The following is an 18,951-nucleotide window of genomic DNA, read 5'->3' on the forward strand; positions in this document are numbered from 1 at the left end:
AAGGATGAATGCCTTGTTTTATGAAAAATTGTACTTATAAATGGTAAAATGCTTTTTGAATAGGAAAATGGTATTCATCACATTTCTAATAGGAATAAGGATGTATCCATCATGTGAGGGAATATGTATGCGAATGATGGGCTTAGATGTTGGTTCTAAAACGGTTGGTGTAGCATTAAGTGATGCACTTGGCTGGACCGCACAAGGGTTGACAACAATAGCAATAAACGAAGCTGAAGGGGAATATGGCTTCAATGAAGTGGAAAAGATTATTAAAGAAAATGAAATTAGTACGATTGTCGTTGGATTGCCCAAGAATATGAATGGAACTATTGGCCCGCGTGGTGAAGCAAGTCAATTTTATGCTGATGAGCTAAATAAACGCTTTGGGATCCCAGTCATTCTTTGGGATGAAAGGCTGACAACCGTTGCAGCGGAGAGAGTGCTGCTCGAAGCAGATGTCAGCCGCAAAAAAAGAAAAAAAGTAATTGATAAAATGGCAGCTGCTATGATCCTTCAAGGATATTTAGATAGTATAAATTAATGAGGTGATAAATATGAACCACGGTGAAAATAATATTACAATAGTGGATGAGGAAGGAAACGAGCAGTTATGTGAAGTGCTTTTTACATTTGACTCTGAAGAGTTTGGTAAATCTTATGTTCTTTATTATCCAATTGGTGCAGATGACGATGACGAGGAAATTGAAATCCACGCATCTTCCTTTACGCCAAATGAAAACAATGAAGATGGCGAATTAATGCCAATTGAAACCGATGAAGAATGGGATTTAATCGAAGAAATGCTCAACACATTCATGGACGAGCAAGACGAAGAAGAATAAATTTTAAAAAACAGATCTGCCCATTCAGGTTGGTCTGTTTTTTTATTCGTAGAAGAAATGAACTTTTTTTACGGGCATTTAAAAATATAGTATAATAATTCGAGAAATATTTAAAACGAATGAACGGAGGGGGATGAATGAAGAAAAAGGAGAAAAGTGACGAAAATTCAAGTATGCTAAATGAACTATTGGAACGTCAAAATGAAGCAAAGGTAGTTCGTAAAGTAGTTGCAATTATATCCGTTTCTATTTTCTTAATTGCTATTGTTTTGTTCGGCGGAGGTTATTTATATATCCATTCTGCATTAAAGCCAGTAGATCCGGACAGTAAAGAAGAAATAAAGGTTGAAATTCCAATTGGTTCAGGTATTACGAATATTTCACAAATATTAGAGGATAACGGGATCATTAAAGACGCCCGTCTATTTAAATACTATGTGAAGTTTAAAAATGAATCCGGCTTTATGGCTGGTGAATACGTCATGACTCCTGCAATGACCTTGCCACAAATCGTGAATAGCTTAAAAACTGGCAAAGTCATGCAGAAAGCTGTATTTAAAATGACCATTCCTGAAGGTAAGAAACTGACTGAAATTGCGGAGATTATTGCTAAAAGTACAAATGATAAGCCTGAAGCTATATTAGCCACATTAAATGATCGAACTTTTATTGAAACTTTACAAGCTCAATATCCCGACTTATTAACGAATGAAATATTGGACCCGCAAATTAAATATCCGCTTGAAGGATATTTATTTCCAGCAACTTATCCATTTTACAGGAAAGATCCCACGATTGAAGAAATCATTCATGTGATGCTCACGAAAACAAAGTCAGTTGTAGATGAATATAGGATTGAAATGGAAGAGAAGCAATTGACTGTTCATCAGTTACTGACAATGGCTTCTTTGATTGAAGAAGAAGCGACCGAAAAAGTTGATAGAGATCAAATTTCAAGTGTGTTTTATAACCGAATTGATGCTAAAATGCCTTTACAAACTGACCCAACAGTACTATATGCCAAAGGGGAGCATCAGGAAAAGGTATATTACAGTGATCTAGAAATCGATGATCCGTATAATACGTATATACATCCAGGATTGACGCCAGGTCCGATTGCGAATGCCGGAATATCCTCAATTAAGGCGGCGTTGGAACCAGCTGATACTGACTTTTTATACTTCTTGGCAACACCTGGGGGTGATGTGTTATTCTCCAAAACACTTGCCGAGCATAACGAGAAAAAGGCAGAACATATTAAATAAAGGAAGTAGTTTCTAGTATAAAAATGTGAACGGGGAGTTAGTATTACTGGCATTTCCCGTTCATTTGTGATAAAATAGTTCAAGTGTTTTAAAAAACATTTTTTAAGTAGCGTCAACACAGTTATGCAGGTACTCCTGCTAATCGTTAAAATCCGAGTTCCTCGGTTAACGTCATCTCTGTGAAACGCTATTTTTTCTTGTTTCACAGATTGAGGTGGGAATAATATGAAAAACGATAAGTTACATGCCTATATAGAAAAATTAATTCCGGAACGTCCGGAATTTTTCATAAATATGGAGAACTACGCAGCTGAAAACAATGTCCCTATCATGGAATTAGCCGGCATGGAGGCAATGATCCAATTTCTTCGCATGGTCCAGCCGAAAAAGATTCTTGAGGTAGGTACAGCAATTGGCTATTCAGCATTGCGGATGGCTCATGCCCTTCCAAAAGCAGAGATTACTACAATTGAAAGGGACCAAGAGCGTGCAGCGTTAGCAAAACAGTATATTGAGCAGTTTGGGAAAAAAGAGCAAATACGTATTATTCTTGGAGATGCTCTTGAAGTTGAAGCGGATGTTGCTTCATTTGCTCCGTATGATGTGATTTTTATTGATGCCGCTAAAGGCCAGTACAAGCGGTTTTTTGAGTTGTATTCAGGCTATCTGACCGAGTCGGGGATCATTGTTACAGATAATGTTTTGTTTAAGGGCTTGGTTGCGGAAGAAATGATTGAAAGTAAACGAATAGCTAGTCTTGTAAAGAAGATCAAGCAATTCAATGAATGGCTGATGAATCATTCTGATTATCATACAGTTATTTTACCCGTTGGAGACGGTGTAGCAATTAGTAAGAAGAGGTGAAGAGCGTGAAAAAACCAGAATTACTCGTAACACCAGCAGATGTTAAGCAGATTCTTCCATTAATTGAAGCAGGAGCAGATGCATTTGTTATTGGTGAACAAAGATATGGACTGCGTTTAGCAGGAGAATTTTCCCGTGAGCAAGTAGAAGAGGCGATCCAAATTGCTCATGAAAAAGGTAAAAAAGTATATGTGGCGATGAATGCTTTATTTCACAATGAAAAAGTACCTGAACTTGCCGGCTATCTTCAGTTTTTACAAAATGCGGGCGCAGATGCTGCCATCTTTGGCGATCCGGCTGTATTAATGGCGGCAAGAGAAGCTGCTCCCGATCTAAAGCTTCACTGGAGTACGGAAACATTAGGAACGAATTGGTACACGTGTAACTATTGGGGACGTAAAGGTGCAAAAAGAGCCGTTCTAGCGAAGGAAATAAACCTAGATGCCATTCTGGAAATAAAAGAAAAGGCCGAGGTTGAAATTGAAGTCCAGGTTCATGGCATGCTTACGATGTTCCAATCGAAACGTTCACTCCTTGGCAATTACTTTGAGTATCAAGGAAAGCAAATGGAGATCGAAAATCACAAGCTGGAAAAAAATATGTTCCTGCATGATAAAGAACGTGAAAATAAATATCCTATTTTTGAGGATGAAAATGGAACACATATTATGAGTCCAAATGATATGTGTGTGATTGATGAATTACAGGATATGATCGAAGCAGGGGTAGATTCATTTAAGATCGATGGGATTCTTCATGACCCGGCCTATGTGGTAGAAGTAACGAAGCTGTACCGTCAGGCTATCGATACCTGTGCTGAGGATCCTGATGCATATGAGGATATAAAGACCGACTTGCTCGAGAAAATTGAAGAAATTCAACCGGCACACCGCCCGTTAGACACAGGCTTCTTCTTTAAAGAGACGGTTTATTAAACGAAAAGGCCGGCTAAGGACGCAACGTCCTGTTGCAACACCGGCACTCACACATCCTATACTTCGTGGAGCCGCCTTGCCCATGGACATTTTAAGACCCGAGTCTCTAGGCGGCGGAACTGGATCATATACAGCAGAAAATTAGAAAGGGGAATACTATGTCTATTACGAAACAGCCTATTTCACAAATAGTGAACGGTAAACGTATCATTGTTAAAAAACCGGAACTATTAGCACCTGCTGGTAATCTTGAAAAGTTAAAAATCGCCGTACACTACGGTGCGGATGCAGTGTTTATTGGAGGGCAGGAATACGGTCTTCGCTCTAACGCAGATAACTTTACCTTCGAAGAAATGAAGGAAGGCGTGGAATTTGCGAAAAAATATGGTGCTAAGATTTATGTAACAACGAATATTATTGCCCACAATGAAAATATCGACGGGCTTGAGGAATATATGCTTGGTTTAAAGGAAGCGGGAGTGCATGGCATTATTGTTGCGGACCCATTAATTATTGAAACGTGCCAGCGTTTAGCACCAGAAATTGAAGTGCATTTAAGTACACAGCAATCCTTATCAAACTGGAAGGCCGTTCAATTTTGGAAGGAAGAGGGTCTTCAGCGTGTGGTTCTAGCCCGTGAAACAAGTGCAGAAGAAATTCGCGAAATGAAAGAAAAGGTTGATATTGAAATTGAAACCTTTGTACACGGTGCTATGTGTATCGCTTATTCCGGACGCTGTACATTAAGTAACCATATGACAGCACGTGATTCCAATAGAGGCGGTTGTTGTCAATCCTGTCGTTGGGACTATGATCTTTATCAATTGAACAATGGTGAAGAAGTCGCTTTATTTAATGAAGAAGATGCACCATTTGCGATGAGTCCAAAAGATTTAAATTTAATTCAATCGATTCCAAAGATGATTGAGTTAGGTATTGACAGCTTGAAGGTTGAAGGACGAATGAAGTCGATTCACTATATTGCAACAGTTGTGAGTGTTTATCGTAAAGTCATTGATACTTACTGTGCTGACCCGGATCATTTTGTGATACAGGAAGAATGGCTTAAGGAATTAGAAAAATGTGCAAATAGGGAAACAGCTCCTGCATTTTTTGAAGGAGTTCCAGGGTATAAAGAGCAGATGTTTGGAAATCATAGCAAAAAGACAAGTTATGATTTTGCCGGACTTGTTTTAGACTATAATTCAGAAACAAGGATCGTGACATTGCAGCAGCGCAACCACTTCAAACCAGGCCAAGAGGTAGAATTCTTTGGACCTGAAATTGAGAATTTTACACAAGTAATTGATAAAATATGGGATGAAGATGGCAATGAGCTTGATGCTGCCCGTCATCCGCTGCAAATTGTTCAATTTAAAGTTGATAAGCCGGTATATCCAAATAATATGATGCGTAAAGAACTGTAAAAAGAATTATAAGAGAAACAGCCCTATTTTGAAGAAATTAAGCTAAAATAATTCAAACATTGTTGCATAAAAATCGTTTTTATGCAACAATAGCGTAAATAATTATTACCTTTTATTCATAAACAAAAAATGCGCGTTCTATTAAGGACGCGCATGTATATATTTTATTCACATAAAAGGTATGTGCACTTATTAACTTCATTCAGCATAAGTCTTCTAATTCTATAAGTGGGGATGAATGCAAAAAGATTGTTAATCTCACTGGGTTCAAAATTTGGCTGAATGAAGTTAAGCCTCCGGCGGATGCCTCGGATTTTTTAAAGGTAATTTATCGAGCGAGCTCGATAAAAATCCGGGCGCAAATTCGACGGGCGAATTTGATAATGGGATAACACAATCTAATGGGGGTTGTGAACACTAGAAGGAGTGAAAGGTTTTGGCAGTAGAAAAAGAATTTCCAATGACACAAGCTGGTAAAGAAAAGCTTGAGCAAGAGTTAGAACAATTGAAAACGGTTAAACGAAAAGAAGTAGTTGAAAGGATAAAAATTGCCCGCAGTTTCGGTGATTTATCCGAGAACTCTGAATATGATTCTGCAAAAGAAGAACAGGCATTTGTTGAAGGCCGTATTACGACAATTGAAAATATGATCCGTAATGCAAAAATTATTGGGGAAGACGAATTGAATAGTGATACTGTTCAATTAGGAAGCTCTGTTACCTTTATTGAACTTCCAGACGGTGACGAAGAGACCTATACAATCGTAGGAAGCGCTGAAGCAGATCCGTTTGAAGGAAAAATCTCAAACGATTCCCCGATTGCCAAAAGCTTACTTGGTCGTAAAGTAGGAGATCAAGTATCTGTTCAGACTCCTGGAGGAGAAATGAACGTAAAAATCGTTACAATTAAATAATTCTGAAAAAATTGTTTATAATGAACGCACCTCGTCAACACTTTTGACGAGGTGTTGTTTATTATGTGGAGAAGAAGAGCCATCATCATGGTATGTCTCTGCTTGCTTTGCTTTGCCTTATTAATTGGCCGGTTAATGCAATTGCAGCTTTTTGAGACTGAGCATTTTTCCAAGCATGGCATCAATTTATTAGAGGAAAGTGTTTCACAAAGATCACAGTCCATTGTGATTGATAGCGGCAGAGGGGGATTTCTGGATAAAAACGGAAAGGATTTAACGCATCAAAAAATACCTGTTCTCATTCTTTTTCCTTTTTTAGCAAAAATCGATTGGGATGTTCAAAAGGTTGCTTCGATTGTGGGAGTTTCCTCCGTTGAATTATTAAATGCAGTCGAAGAGGCGAAAGAGCCTTTTGCCTATGGAAATTCGGAACCTTTGCGTCTAACAAAAGCCCAAATGAAAAAAATTAATCAGCTGCAAATTCCTGGTGTGTTTGCGGTTGAGAAAAAATTTGCGAATGATGGCAATCCTGCTGCGCATGTTATTGGGATTACTGGTGAGAATGAAACATTACTCCGATCACGCTATCCGGATAAAAAAATCTCTCCTAAAACCTCGATTGGGTTAACAGGACTGCAGAAGAGTTTTGATGAATTTCTCTTACCTGAAGGAGAAGCGAAGCTTGTTTATCATGTGGATGCGAGCGGGGGCCCATTATTCGGTATTAATGTGAAATATGTTGAGCCTGCTAACCCTTTTTATCCGATTAATATTAGAACAACGCTTGATTCACAATTACAGGAGACAGCAGAAGAATTAGCGGATAAACATGGGATTAAAAAGGGCGGACTGGTTCTCTTGGATATCAAGACAAATTCCATTCTATCGATGGTGTCTCGTCCAAAAATCAATAAAAAGGATCCGTTTAATGAAAAAGTAAGCGGAACAGATAATCTGATGTTAAAGCAGCAAATAACAGGCTCTGTGTTTAAAACGGTTGTTGCAGCGGCAGCCATTGAGAATCGGCTGGATGATCCTGCAAGGCTGTTTGATTGCAGCAGGAAAATCAATGGGGATGTTGATCAACACTATCAATACGGTCAATTAAATATGACCGAGAGCTTTGCTAAAAGCTGTAATAATACATTTGCTACCTTAGCGAAGGAGCTGCAGGCAAAGAATCCGAATATCCTTGAGGAATATGCAAAGAAACTGTCATTTATTGGTTCATCAGGCTGGGAAGGGGATATTTATCATTATGAAGATTTTAAACAGCTTCCTAATGAAGACAATGGAAGGGTGTTTTTGTCTGAAGAAGCAAGAACAGATCAAAACTATGTAGGGCTGACCGGAATTGGACAGCATGAGGTCCGGGCAACGCCTCTTGCTGTTGCGAATATGATGGCGACGATAGCAAGGGGCGGTAAAAAGGAAATGGTCCGCGCAGCATCAGCTATTGAATATAAAAATGGGACATCTTTACTATCTTTTAAAGAGAAGGAACAGGAAGGGGAAAGAATTTCGTCATATACTGCAGCAAAACTACAAAGACTCTTACGAGAAGTGGTGACCCATGAAGAAGGAACGGGTCGATGGTTTCAGAACTTACCTTATGCGGTGGCTGGTAAATCTGGAACCGGTGAGACAGGAAAATTTATGGGTGATAAGCAGCTTCATAATAAATGGTTCGCAGGTTATTTTCCATATGAAAATCCCCATTATGCTCTCGTAGTCGTGAATTTTGATGTACTTGAAAATGAAGGAGGCGTGAACCTTCTTTTTGCAGATATGGTAAAATCAATTTATGAATATGATCAAAAAATACAAGAGTGAAACCTTTGGACCTTTTTTTCATTTTCATCCTATGATATAGTTGTAGCTGTTTTAAAGAGATATATCCAGCACTAGTTCCGGTCACGACTTGTTACATGATAGATAAAGCTTTTTTGGGAGAGGAGAATAAACAATGAAAGAGCCTTTTAATGACAAATCTCGTTCGCTGGTCCGATCGAAAAGACGAAAAACGAATCTTATTTTAAATAGTTTAATTATCATTGTTTTATTATTAATTATATTTGTTTCCGTTAGGATTTTCTTTGGAAATGATGAAACGGCTGGTGAGAAGAAGACCCTTGCAGGGGCAGACAGCAGCATCATTAAAGACCGTTCAGAAACTGTAAGTGTGGATAAAGAAGCAGATAAAGTGCGCGCGGGTGAAAATGAACAAGACCGTGAAAAAACAAGTGCTGAAGAAGATGAATCATCCGAGCAGAACAAAAAAGATAAGCAAACCGATGGGGACGAAGATCAAACAGAGAAAGATAAAGCTTCAGACGAAGAAAAAGACAAAGCGGATAAAGAAAAAGATAAAAAGGATGCTGAAGACCAGGAGGTTGTTACTGAAGGAGGCAGCGGCCCTGATGTAAATAAAACGATTGTAAATCCCGCCTGGGAACCTCTAGAGACATCACAAGCAAATCCAAATCCAAATGAATACGGCGGACAAAATTGGAATGAAATGGTTCAAGCGATTACGTATGCAACAGGTATTGATGAAAGCAATATGACGATTCTATTTCTAGGGAATAATGGTCCAAATAAATCAGTCGGTACAATACTTCAAAAGGACACAAAACAAAAATACCGCGTTTATATTGATTGGGTGGAAGGCTCCGGATGGCAGCCGACGTTGGTAGAAGAATTAAATGGATAAATTACAAAAAGATAGAGGGAGACTATTTCTCCCTCTATCTTTTTGTGTATTTATCTTATTTTGCTTTATAGTGAACAACAGCAGAGTAATAGGTTCTGCCATTTTCATCAACATGCATTTGATGGGAAACAGAATGAACCTTTAGTAAAATCGCTTTATTTACTTCGATTTGAGTATTCACTTTTTTCTCAAGCGTTTTAATGTCATGTGCTTCATAAAATTCAACTTTGTCTTCAATGAAATCAAGCTGGAAATTCATTAACATGCATCCTTTCTACTATATTTATTTTCATTCCTAATCAAATATAAAATTATACTATACTTAGCAGGTAAGGTGTATGTTTTGAAAACAAAGCAATTTGCTGTATACTTTTAAGAATGGAATCGTGTGTCATCATATCATGATACTGGATAATAAGAAGTGAAAGAGGTATTAGAATGAAAATAGCTATTATTGGAGCGATGGAAGAGGAAGTAACAATTCTAAGAGATAAAATTGAAGATCAAAGGGTTGAGGTCATCGCGGGATCTGAATTTACTTTTGGAGTTATGGATGGTGTTGAAGTGATATTACTTCGTTCAGGGATTGGAAAAGTAAATGCTGCTATGTCCACAACCATTTTACTTGAAAAATTCTCACCAGACTATGTGATTAATACAGGATCTGCTGGCGGGTATGATCCAAATTTAAATATTGGTGATATTGTGATCTCAACAGAGGTACGTCACCATGACGTCGATGTTACGGTGTTCGGATATGAATACGGACAAGTACCGCGCTTGCCAGCTGCTTTTGAGGCGGATAAGGAGCTTATTAAGATTGCACAAGAAGGGGCAAAAGAAATCAACGGGATTCAAACTGCCACAGGCCTAATTGCAACAGGAGATTCCTTTATGAATGATCCTGAACGGGTTGAATTTGTTCGTGGTAAGTTTTCTGATTTAAAGGCTGTAGAGATGGAAGCGGCAGCGATTGCACAAGTAGCCCATCAATTCGGTGTACCTTTCGTCATCATTCGTTCCCTGTCAGATATTGCTGGAAAAGAATCAAATATTTCCTTTGATCAGTTTTTAGAAAAGGCTGCTTTGAATTCAGCAAGCCTCGTCATAAACATGGTACATTTATTAAATAATAGATAATCGAATGTATTGATAAAAGGAGACCGACAACATGCAGTCTCCTTCGTTATTTCTAAAATTTACATCATCTATTTCTTGTCTCTATATGTTACAGTTATTTAGTAGTTAACTAGAATAATAAGCAGACAGAGCAGGTGATGATATGCAAAAGGCTAAAGAATATTATGAGAAAATGGTTGATTATAAACAGTACGCAAAAGTTTTGCTTGCGATCAGTGCTTTCTTTTATTTAGGTGTGTTAATCCCAACGCTGGAAAAAAATCAAATGGAAGTAATGCTGATGATGATCATCACGACTGTTTTTCTTGCGGGTGCTGTTTTGTTCTTACTGCGTTCAAAAAGCTATTATAAAAAACTGCTTGAAACGGAAGAAGGGCAGGATTTTTTAATAAAGAAATAATTTAACGTCCAAATACGGGCGTTTTTTTAATGTGATTAATTCCTTAAAAGCAAATCTACATGTGCTTTGTAAGGGCTTCCAAAATGTAACAAAACTTTCACAACGCTGACCGTTAAACGATTTTAAATGTGGTAAATTCAAACTATACAAACTTACCATCAGGAGTGTGAGAAATGTTTATTATGGTCATGTCTTTTATTATTGTCGGAGCAATTGGATGTATTATTTCTGCTGAAGTAAGTGCGGATTAAATGAAAAAGGCATTAACTGAAACTAGGGTTAATGCCTATTCCATTCTCTTTCGTTTTTCCTTTTCAGCACGGTAGAATTCGTGGAACATTTTCATAAGCGCCCTTTTTTCAATTCTAGAAACATAGCTTCTTGATATACCAAGCTCCTTCGCAATTTCTCTCTGTGTTTTTTCCTTTTGTAAATCAAGACCGAAGCGGCCGACAATTACTTCCTTTTCACGATCATCTAAAACATCGATATACTCTTTTACTTTTTCAAGCTCCATGTTTAACTGAATGGTATCAATGACATCCTCTGATTCAGATTTTAAAACATCAATAAGTGAAATTTCATTGCCTTCTTTATCCTGTCCAATTGGGTCATGGAGTGAGACATCCTTCTTCGTCTTTTTTAACGCCCGCAAATGCATTAGAATTTCATTTTCGATACATCTGGCAGCATAAGTTGCAAGTTTAGTTCCTTTGCCATCTGAGTAGCTTTCGATGGCTTTAATTAATCCAATCGTTCCAATGGAAATCAAATCCTCTGCATCTTCACCAGTATTTTCAAACTTCTTCACTATATGGGCAACTAATCGCAGGTTATGCTCTATCAGAATATTGCGGGCATTCGAATCGCCTTCTGCCATCAATTGTAAGTACTTTCTTTCATCAGCAGCAGATAGTGGTTGAGGAAAGGCGTTATTTTTAACATAGGAGACGAGAAAGACAATTTCCTTCAATAAATAAGCAATTGCAGTCATAATCCCGGACATGGCGCCACCTCCGCTTATTTAGGTATGAGACTAATGCCTGTAACAAATACTTATGTGATAGGAAGGGTTTATTTGTCTGTCCAGCCAAAATATTTTCAATTAGACCTGTACATTGGTCTTTTTTGTAGTGGTAAATGCCAGGTTAGATAGGGTCCATTGGAAATAAAAATGAAGCTCATACCGTTTCAGTACGAGCTTTTTATGATGGTTCAACGTTAATCTCTTAAAATCAATTACCTCAGTATTACATCTTTTTTAAACGGAAAGTACTAACCATAAGAAAAGAAAGAACAATGATCAAAAATAGAAAAAATTGTGGTGGCAAATAAGGGAGGGCTAAAAAGCTAAACGTTGCCAAGCAACCTGCAGCGGTAATCGGTAATCCGGTAAAATAGCTGTGATTATTAGAAATGTTAAAACGAGCAAGCCTAAATGCACCACAGGCAATATAAAATACAGTAAAGAAGGTACCAGGTGCACCGAATTCATATAAAATACCTTGATACAAAAGTAGTGCGGGAGCAACTCCAAATGATATAATATCACTCATAGAATCTAACTGTTCCCCAAGCTCCGACTCAATATTTAATTTTCTAGCTGTCATCCCATCAAAACGGTCTAAAAGCGCAGCGATAAAAATGAGCAGCAGACTTAGATGTAATTCGCCTCTAATAGTAGAAATAATGGCGAATCCGCCCAGTGTTAAATTGCCAAGCGTAAGGATATTGGCTGTTTGGGTTTTTAATTTTTTTATCGTCTGATCAAAGACATGTGATAAAAACATTCTCCTCACTCCTTTCACTTGAAATGGGAAAACACATCGTAAAGCTATTATATAATTGTAAAGTGTTTAGGGCTGTTAGTAAAGATTAAATGCGCTCTTTTGGAGGTTAAGATATTGATTCAAATCATCTATCGCTTATTGATTGAACTAACGAATAGAAAGACGACGTCGTTATGGCTGGCTAAATTTTCGAGGTCGAAAATGAGCAAGTTTTTGATTCCATCATTTTCAAGAGTGTATAAAATTAATCAGCTTGAAATGGAGAAACCAATCCATGAATATCAATCATTACATGAGTTTTTTACAAGAAAATTAAAAACAGATGCCCGGACGATTTTTCAAGAAAGATTGTCTGTGATCAGTCCTGTTGATGCTACAATTGAAGATATAGGTGAAGTGGCATTGAATCAGAGTATTTATGTTAAAGGAAAGGAATATTCAATTTCGGAGATGCTGGGCGGCACGGACAAAGCGCAAAAATATCTTAATGGAACTTATATCATTTTTTACTTGAGCCCTAGGGATTATCATCGGATACACAGTCCCATTTCTGGGAAAGTGATCGAGCAAAGAACAATCGGAACAAAATCCTATCCTGTTAATAAGTATGGCTTAAAATATGGAAAAAGACCGCTTTCGAAAAATTATCGTATTATCACCGAAATGTATTATAATGGTGTATCGATGGCATTGGTTAAGGTTGGGGCTATGTTTATTAACTCAATTGAAGTGTTGAACACAAATGATGAAGTTGAGAAAGGTTCTGAAATTGCCTACTTTTCCTTTGGTTCAACTGTTGTGCTTTTGTTTGAGGAGGATACCTTTACACCAGCTTTAAACAGTGTCCCGTGTCCGGCAAGAGTAGGTGAATGTATCGGTTATCTAAAACAGACTTCAAACCGGTAAAAAAGAAAAACCCCAATTAGGGGGATTGATTAAGAAGAAGATACTTTGGTTCTACTGTTAAGGGAGCGTCGGTGAATTTCCGCTTCAATTAAGCGGATAAAATCTGGACTTAAGTTTAATTCTATGGCTTTGTGATAGGATTCAATCAGCAGCTCATCTGATAATTTAAACATGTCAGAATTCACCTCCATTTTTCCTGCTAACGATGAAGAATTCATAAATCGTTCAGCAAGGTTTTCGGATATTAATAAAAAATATTATTTAGACGTTCTAACCGCTCCTGTATAAGTCATATAGTATAAGTTACATTGCTTGTATACATACTCTAACAGAATTTAATGTTAAGAACAATCGTTCTCTTATCCACATATGTAAGTGGATAACTTGTTATTAAGTTGTTAATAAATAGAAATAATACGCTTAAATAGCTGTTAAAATTGTGAATAAAGTTATCCACAATTTCACGTGCTGTTGAAAGGTGTCGAACAATTTTACTCATAACCGTCCATTTACATGAAAAAAATAGAAAATTTTTTTGAACAAATGTTTAAAATTGGTTATGATGGAACGGTGAAAAATGGGAAGCAGAGAGAATAACAACAAAGTATAAATAAAAGTATGATCAAATGGGTTATCGATAATGGGGTGTAAATTCGTGTTAAAGCAATTCTTGCCTAACCAGCATGTAAAAAGTATTCTGGATATTCACCCGGAAGACTTAATAAAAAGAGGGATTAAAGCTATTATTACCGATCTTGACAATACGCTTGTTGAATGGGACCGCCCGCAGGCAACACCAAATGTCATCAAATGGTTTGAAGAAATGAAAAAGCATAATATTAAAGTGACCATTGTATCAAATAATAATGAAACAAGGGTTAAGGCGTTTTCAGATCCGCTTAATATAAAGTTTATTTATCGTGCAAGAAAGCCGCTGGCAAAATCCTTTCATAAAGCGGCAGAATTAATGAATGTAAAAAAAGAAGAAACGGTCGTGATCGGTGACCAGCTGCTAACCGATGTTCTTGGTGGTAATTTGGGAGGTTTTCATACCATATTAGTTGTACCGGTTGCACAAACAGACGGGGTGGCAACAAAATTTAATCGATTAGTGGAAAGACAAATTTTAAACTGGTTTAGAAAAAAAGGCATGCTGCAATGGGAGGAATAAATCATTTGAGTGAACAATATTCATGTGTCGGATGCGGGGTGCAGATTCAAACGGAAAATCCAGTTGAATTAGGTTATACACCAGCATCCGCTTTACAAAAGGAACCAATTATTTGTCAACGATGTTTTCGTTTAAAACATTATAATGAAATACAGGATGTAAGTTTAACAGACGATGACTTTTTACGGATCTTAAATGAAATCGGTAAAAGTGATGCTTTGATTGTCAAAATCGTTGATATTTTTGATTTTAATGGAAGTTGGCTTCCTGGACTTCATCGTTTTACAGGTAAAAATAAAGTACTGTTGATTGGTAATAAAGTGGACCTGATTCCGAAATCAGTTAAGCCTAATAAATTGATTAACTGGATGAAGCATGAGGCAAAACAGCTTGGATTGCAGCCGGCAGAAGTGTTTTTAGTAAGTGCGGCAAAAGGGCTTTATATGAAAGAAGTTGCCCAAGCGATTGATGAATACAGAGAAGGTAAGAATGTTTATATTGTCGGCTGTACAAATGTCGGCAAATCGACGTTTATTAATCGTATTATTAAAGAAGTGACAGGCGAGGCTGATGTTATTACAACCTCACATTTTCCTGGGACAACACTTGATATTATTGAAATCCCACTTTCAGATGGACAAGTGTTAGTTGACACACCTGGAATCATCAATCACCATCAAATGGCCCATTTTGTGGACAAACGCGATTTGAAGGTGATAACACCTAAAAAAGAGATCAAACCAAAAGTGTATCAATTAAATGAAGGTCAAACCTTATTTTTTGGCGGACTAGGCCGTTTTGATTATATTAAAGGTGGACGCAGGTCATTTTCATGTCATTTTTCTAATGATTTAATGATTCACCGAACAAAAATAGAAAATGCTGATGATTTATATAAGAGACAAGCAGGTGAATTGTTAACACCGCCGAATAAAGATGAACTGGAATCATTTCCTGAGCTAGTTCGGCATGAGTTCACGGTTAAGGAAGGGAAGACAGATATTGTTTTTTCCGGACTTGGATGGGTTACGATACATGAGCCGGGAGCGGTAGTCGCAGCATACGTTCCAAAAGGGGTTCACGCGCTCATAAGAAAAGCTTTAATATAGAAAAAAGAGAAAGTTTTACGTTGGGGGAGAGGGTATTGTGAAAAAAATATACGGGGTAATTGGCGATCCAATCGCACATTCCATGTCACCAGTCATGCAAAATGATTGTTTTCAACGCAATGACATCAATGCAGAGTATTTTGCTTTTCATGTACTAAAAGAATCTCTATCTGATGCGGTTAAGGGGTTTAAGGCTATTCATTTATCTGGCTTTAATGTAACCATTCCACATAAAACGACGATTATGCCATTCTTAGACGAGATTGATCCGCTTGCACAAGCAATTGGAGCCGTGAATACGGTTGTAAACGATGATGGCAGATTTATTGGGTATAATACAGATGGAAGTGGTTTTTTAGAAGCCTTAAGGAAAGAAATTCCGTCTTTTATTGATAAAAATATGCTGTTAATCGGGGCTGGCGGAGCAGCGAGAGCGATTTACTATACGATGGCACATGAAGGTGTTCCGTCTATTGACATCGCAAACCGGACACCGGAAAAGGCTGAGTATCTCGTGCAAAATTGTCCGTATCCAGTAGAATCAACTGTCTTAAGTATACAAGGGGCAGAAGAAAATATAGCTAAATATGATTTAATCGTGCAAACAACTTCAATCGGAATGCATCCTAATGATGACCGTTCTCCAATATGTCTTGATGGCTTGAAAAAGGATGCATTTGTTAGTGATATCATTTATACACCGCTTGAAACAAAGTTATTGCAAGATGCGAAACAAAAGGGTGCTCGGACGCAAAACGGTGTTCCGATGTTTGCTTATCAGGGTGCACTTGCATTTGAAAAGTGGACTGGAGTTCTGCCGGATACCGAAAGAATGCAGTCGATCGTATTGAAACAATTGGGAGGAAAGTCATGTTAACAGGTAAACAAAAACGATTTTTGCGCTCTAAAGCTCATCATTTAAATCCAATCTTTCAAGTGGGAAAGGGCGGGGTAAATGAGAATATGATTAAGCAGATTCGTGAGGCTTTGGAGGCCCGTGAACTGTTAAAGGTAAGTGTTCTGCAAAATTGTGATGAGGATAGAGATGAAGTGGCAGAAGCGATTTCAAAGGGAGCGGATGCCGAGCTTGTACAAATCATTGGAAACACGATTGTTTTATATAAGGAGTCAATTGAAAATAAGCAGCTTATACTGCCATAAAAATATTTATTTGAGGATGATTTTCTCTGAAAAAAATAGGGATTTTAGGAGGCACATTTAATCCTCCTCATTTAGGCCATCTAATTATTGCAAATGAAGTACAATTACAATTAAATTTTGATGAAATATGGTTTATGCCGAATCAAGAACCGCCCCATAAAGAGACATTAAATGGAGTAAGCGGGCTTCATCGATCGGAAATGATTCAGCGAGCAATTGCCGGGAATCCGAATTTTAAACTGCAAACGATTGAACTTGAACGTCCCGGCAGGTCCTATACATTTGATACGATGAAGCTTTTAACACAAAGGTATGATCATCGCTTTTATTTCATTATTGGTGCCGACATGATCGAGTATTTGCCAAAATGGTATAAGATTGAGGAATTAGTTAAATTAGTTACTTTTGTTGGTGTTAACAGACCCGAATATGACAAACAAACGAATTATCCCATTATTTATGTGGATGTTCCGAATATAGAAATTTCATCTTTAATGATTAGAAATCGGGTAAAAGATAGAAAGAATATTCGTTACTTTGTTCGAGATTCGGTAATGGAATATATTGAGGAGAATCGGTTATATGGAACGTGAAGCAGCACTTGAGATTGTCCAAAAGCAGCTCACTCCCCATCGATATCAGCATACATTGGGTGTAATGGAGACTGCTGTTTTATTAGCAAAAAAATACGGGGTAGATGAAAAAAAAGCTGAGCTTGCTGCGATTTTTCATGATTATGCAAAATTTCGCGATAAAGAGGAAATGAAATCCATTATTGTTGAGCAAAAGATGGATCCAGAACTGCTTGAATATAACGGTGAGCTTTGGCATGCACCGGTAGGGGCTTACTTAGCAGAGAAAGAGGCGGGTGTGACAGATCCTGAAATTCTTGATGCAATTCGCTACCATACATCAGGACGTCCCAAAATGACAAAACTGGAAAAGGTTATCTATCTTGCTGATTATATTGAACCAGGAAGACATTTTCCAGGTGTAGAGGATGTAAGGGAAATAGCCAATCAAGATTTAAATCAAGCCTTAATCGAAGCGATTAAAAATACGATTGTTTTTTTAATGAAAAAAAATCAGCGTATTTTTCCTCTTACATTTCTTACTTATAATGATTTAGTCAAAAAGGAGGATTGATTCTATGAACGAACGTGAACTATTAGAGGTGGCTGTAAAAGCAGCCGATGATAAAAGAGCCGAGGATATTGTGGTTTTAAATATGAAAGGAATCTCGCTTGTAGCTGATTATTTTGTGATTTGTCATGGGAATTCAGATAAACAGGTTCAGGCGATTGCCAGAGAAATGAAGGAAAAAGTAGAGGAAAAGGGTTTATCCATTAAACGAGTCGAGGGCTTTGACGAAGCGAAATGGATTCTCGTTGATCTTGGTGATGTGGTTGCTCATATTTTCCATCGAGATGAAAGAAGCTACTATAATCTTGAACGTCTATGGGGAGATGCGCCAATTGAACAGATACAGAGTGAGCTCAATCAATGACATATGGAAAGTTTGCTTATCTTTATGATGAATTAATGAAGGATGTCCCTTATCAAGAATGGGTTCAATTTATTAACGGACAGGCCTTAATGTATGGAATAAAAGGAAAGAAACTGCTCGATTTAGCGTGTGGTACAGGAGAATTATCTATTAAGCTTGCAGAAGAAGGGTATGACGTTACAGGTGTTGACCTTTCTGCGGATATGCTTGCTGTTGCAAATGAAAAGGCTGTTCAAAAAGGTTTCTCACTGTTTTTTGTCGAGCAGGATATGGCACAGCTTGAAGAATTGGAACCATTTGATATGATCGGCATTTTTTGTGATTCACTCAATTATTTAGAAACAGAAGGGGAAGTTATTCAGACCTTTGAAAGGGTGCTTCAACATCTAAAGCCGGGAGGACTGTTTCTATTTGATGTTCATTCGATTTATAAAATAAATTCTTTATTTATTGATCAAACATACGCGTATAATGGAGAAGATGTAAGTTATATTTGGCAATGCTTTGAGGGAGAACATCCGAACAGTGTTGAACATGAATTAACTTTTTTTCAATTGGATCCTCATACGGATCAGTATAATCGATTCGATGAACTTCATATGCAGCGAACCTTCTCTATCGATCAATATGAAAAATGGCTATCAAAAATAGGCTTTGAACTTCTTAATATTTCAGCAGATTTTCACAATTCAAAGCCCAAAAAAGAGTCGGAAAGAATTTTCTTTACAGTAAGAAAACCGAATTCATTCTAATACAAAAAAGCTACCTGCGTGATTGGTGACGATCATGTTTAAATTTTGGCCGC

The 18,951-nt window shown here is 37.5% G+C and carries 24 protein-coding genes; 20 read left to right on the plus strand and 4 right to left on the minus strand.

All coding sequences use genetic code 11. The features are described 5' to 3' along the window. The first annotated feature begins 127 nt into the window (after window positions 1-127). The 9 genes from ruvX (at window position 128) to R4Z09_RS06550 (ending at window position 8,962) form a co-directional block, all read left to right on the plus strand. Window positions 128-544 carry a Holliday junction resolvase RuvX gene (gene ruvX / locus R4Z09_RS06510; RefSeq protein ID WP_338451528.1) on the plus strand — a complete coding sequence of 139 codons (417 nt, stop codon included), beginning with the start codon at window positions 128-130 and terminating at the stop codon, window positions 542-544. A 13-nt stretch (window positions 545-557) separates the two neighbouring features. Next, the gene (locus tag R4Z09_RS06515; RefSeq protein WP_338451529.1) at window positions 558-845 is read left to right on the plus strand and encodes a DUF1292 domain-containing protein; all 288 of its coding nucleotides are present in this window, start codon (window positions 558-560) and stop codon (window positions 843-845) included. 137 nt (window positions 846-982) lie between these two features. Then, window positions 983-2,110, plus strand: coding sequence for an endolytic transglycosylase MltG (mltG, locus tag R4Z09_RS06520; RefSeq protein WP_338451530.1), 1,128 nt, complete (start codon window positions 983-985; stop codon window positions 2,108-2,110). A gap of 225 nt (window positions 2,111-2,335) precedes the next feature. Next, the gene (locus R4Z09_RS06525; protein ID WP_338451531.1) at window positions 2,336-2,974 is read left to right on the plus strand and encodes an O-methyltransferase; all 639 of its coding nucleotides are present in this window, start codon (window positions 2,336-2,338) and stop codon (window positions 2,972-2,974) included. Window positions 2,975-2,979: 5 nt separating this feature from the next. Continuing rightward, window positions 2,980-3,909, plus strand: coding sequence for a peptidase U32 family protein (locus tag R4Z09_RS06530; RefSeq protein ID WP_338451532.1), 930 nt, complete (start codon window positions 2,980-2,982; stop codon window positions 3,907-3,909). A 158-nt stretch (window positions 3,910-4,067) separates the two neighbouring features. After that, entirely contained in the window at window positions 4,068-5,336 is a 1,269-nt protein-coding gene (locus R4Z09_RS06535; protein WP_338451533.1) for a U32 family peptidase, read from the plus strand. Between the two features lie 436 nt (window positions 5,337-5,772). After that, window positions 5,773-6,249 (plus strand): transcription elongation factor GreA, encoded by a 477-nt coding sequence (gene greA / locus R4Z09_RS06540; protein ID WP_338451534.1) that lies wholly within the window; start codon window positions 5,773-5,775, stop codon window positions 6,247-6,249. Between the two features lie 63 nt (window positions 6,250-6,312). Next, window positions 6,313-8,082 (plus strand): peptidoglycan D,D-transpeptidase FtsI family protein, encoded by a 1,770-nt coding sequence (locus R4Z09_RS06545; RefSeq protein ID WP_338451535.1) that lies wholly within the window; start codon window positions 6,313-6,315, stop codon window positions 8,080-8,082. Window positions 8,083-8,215: 133 nt separating this feature from the next. Beyond that, window positions 8,216-8,962 (plus strand): YrrS family protein, encoded by a 747-nt coding sequence (locus tag R4Z09_RS06550; RefSeq protein ID WP_338451536.1) that lies wholly within the window; start codon window positions 8,216-8,218, stop codon window positions 8,960-8,962. A gap of 55 nt (window positions 8,963-9,017) precedes the next feature. On the opposite strand, the gene R4Z09_RS06555 is transcribed toward R4Z09_RS06550, so the two are convergent. Continuing rightward, a complete protein-coding gene (locus R4Z09_RS06555; RefSeq protein ID WP_338451537.1) occupies window positions 9,018-9,221 on the minus strand; it encodes a YrzA family protein in 204 nt (67 codons plus the stop codon). Window positions 9,222-9,400: 179 nt separating this feature from the next. Between R4Z09_RS06555 and mtnN the strand changes: the two genes are divergently transcribed. Continuing rightward, window positions 9,401-10,102, plus strand: coding sequence for a 5'-methylthioadenosine/S-adenosylhomocysteine nucleosidase (gene mtnN, locus R4Z09_RS06560; protein ID WP_338451538.1), 702 nt, complete (start codon window positions 9,401-9,403; stop codon window positions 10,100-10,102). A gap of 142 nt (window positions 10,103-10,244) precedes the next feature. Next, window positions 10,245-10,502, plus strand: a complete 258-nt coding sequence (locus tag R4Z09_RS06565) for a YrhC family protein (RefSeq protein ID WP_338451539.1) — start codon at window positions 10,245-10,247, stop codon at window positions 10,500-10,502. 286 nt (window positions 10,503-10,788) lie between these two features. On the opposite strand, the gene sigK is transcribed toward R4Z09_RS06565, so the two are convergent. Together sigK and pssA are read right to left on the minus strand one after the other, a co-directional pair. Beyond that, window positions 10,789-11,508, minus strand: coding sequence for an RNA polymerase sporulation sigma factor SigK (gene sigK, locus R4Z09_RS06570; protein WP_338451540.1), 720 nt, complete (start codon window positions 11,506-11,508; stop codon window positions 10,789-10,791). 244 nt (window positions 11,509-11,752) lie between these two features. Further along, on the minus strand, window positions 11,753-12,292 hold the full coding sequence (pssA, locus tag R4Z09_RS06575) for a CDP-diacylglycerol--serine O-phosphatidyltransferase (RefSeq protein WP_338451541.1): 540 nt from the start codon (window positions 12,290-12,292) through the stop codon (window positions 11,753-11,755). A 114-nt stretch (window positions 12,293-12,406) separates the two neighbouring features. Between pssA and R4Z09_RS06580 the strand changes: the two genes are divergently transcribed. Next, window positions 12,407-13,198: a phosphatidylserine decarboxylase gene (locus R4Z09_RS06580; RefSeq protein ID WP_338451542.1), complete on the plus strand. Its 792-nt coding sequence runs from the start codon at window positions 12,407-12,409 to the stop codon at window positions 13,196-13,198. Between the two features lie 29 nt (window positions 13,199-13,227). On the opposite strand, the gene R4Z09_RS06585 is transcribed toward R4Z09_RS06580, so the two are convergent. Next, window positions 13,228-13,371, minus strand: coding sequence for a sporulation histidine kinase inhibitor Sda (locus R4Z09_RS06585; RefSeq protein WP_338453213.1), 144 nt, complete (start codon window positions 13,369-13,371; stop codon window positions 13,228-13,230). A gap of 482 nt (window positions 13,372-13,853) precedes the next feature. Here R4Z09_RS06585 and R4Z09_RS06590 point away from each other — a divergent pair, with 482 nt between their 5' ends. Genes R4Z09_RS06590 through R4Z09_RS06625 form a run of 8 tightly spaced genes read left to right on the plus strand, consistent with a single transcriptional unit; the run spans window position 13,854 to window position 18,898 of the window. Next, window positions 13,854-14,369, plus strand: a complete 516-nt coding sequence (locus R4Z09_RS06590) for a YqeG family HAD IIIA-type phosphatase (protein WP_338451543.1) — start codon at window positions 13,854-13,856, stop codon at window positions 14,367-14,369. Beyond that, on the plus strand, window positions 14,357-15,478 hold the full coding sequence (gene yqeH / locus R4Z09_RS06595; RefSeq protein WP_422392250.1) for a ribosome biogenesis GTPase YqeH: 1,122 nt from the start codon (window positions 14,357-14,359) through the stop codon (window positions 15,476-15,478). The genes R4Z09_RS06590 and yqeH overlap by 13 nt, the downstream gene beginning before the upstream one ends. A gap of 37 nt (window positions 15,479-15,515) precedes the next feature. After that, a complete protein-coding gene (aroE, locus tag R4Z09_RS06600) occupies window positions 15,516-16,355 on the plus strand; it encodes a shikimate dehydrogenase (RefSeq protein ID WP_338451545.1) in 840 nt (279 codons plus the stop codon). Further along, window positions 16,349-16,639: a ribosome assembly RNA-binding protein YhbY gene (yhbY, locus tag R4Z09_RS06605; RefSeq protein ID WP_338451546.1), complete on the plus strand. Its 291-nt coding sequence runs from the start codon at window positions 16,349-16,351 to the stop codon at window positions 16,637-16,639. Before aroE ends, yhbY begins: the two co-directional genes overlap by 7 nt. A gap of 26 nt (window positions 16,640-16,665) precedes the next feature. After that, window positions 16,666-17,232: a nicotinate-nucleotide adenylyltransferase gene (locus R4Z09_RS06610; protein ID WP_338453214.1), complete on the plus strand. Its 567-nt coding sequence runs from the start codon at window positions 16,666-16,668 to the stop codon at window positions 17,230-17,232. Then, a complete protein-coding gene (gene yqeK, locus R4Z09_RS06615; RefSeq protein WP_338451547.1) occupies window positions 17,222-17,785 on the plus strand; it encodes a bis(5'-nucleosyl)-tetraphosphatase (symmetrical) YqeK in 564 nt (187 codons plus the stop codon). The genes R4Z09_RS06610 and yqeK overlap by 11 nt, the downstream gene beginning before the upstream one ends. Window positions 17,786-17,789: 4 nt before the next feature. Further along, on the plus strand, window positions 17,790-18,146 hold the full coding sequence (gene rsfS / locus R4Z09_RS06620) for a ribosome silencing factor (protein WP_338451548.1): 357 nt from the start codon (window positions 17,790-17,792) through the stop codon (window positions 18,144-18,146). Beyond that, window positions 18,143-18,898 (plus strand): class I SAM-dependent methyltransferase, encoded by a 756-nt coding sequence (locus R4Z09_RS06625; RefSeq protein ID WP_338451549.1) that lies wholly within the window; start codon window positions 18,143-18,145, stop codon window positions 18,896-18,898. The genes rsfS and R4Z09_RS06625 overlap by 4 nt, the downstream gene beginning before the upstream one ends. The last annotated feature ends 53 nt before the right edge of the window (window positions 18,899-18,951 follow it).

Source organism: Niallia oryzisoli, from assembly GCF_036670025.1.
In the GTDB taxonomy this organism is placed as follows: domain Bacteria; phylum Bacillota; class Bacilli; order Bacillales; family Cytobacillaceae; genus Bacillus_BD; species Bacillus_BD oryzisoli.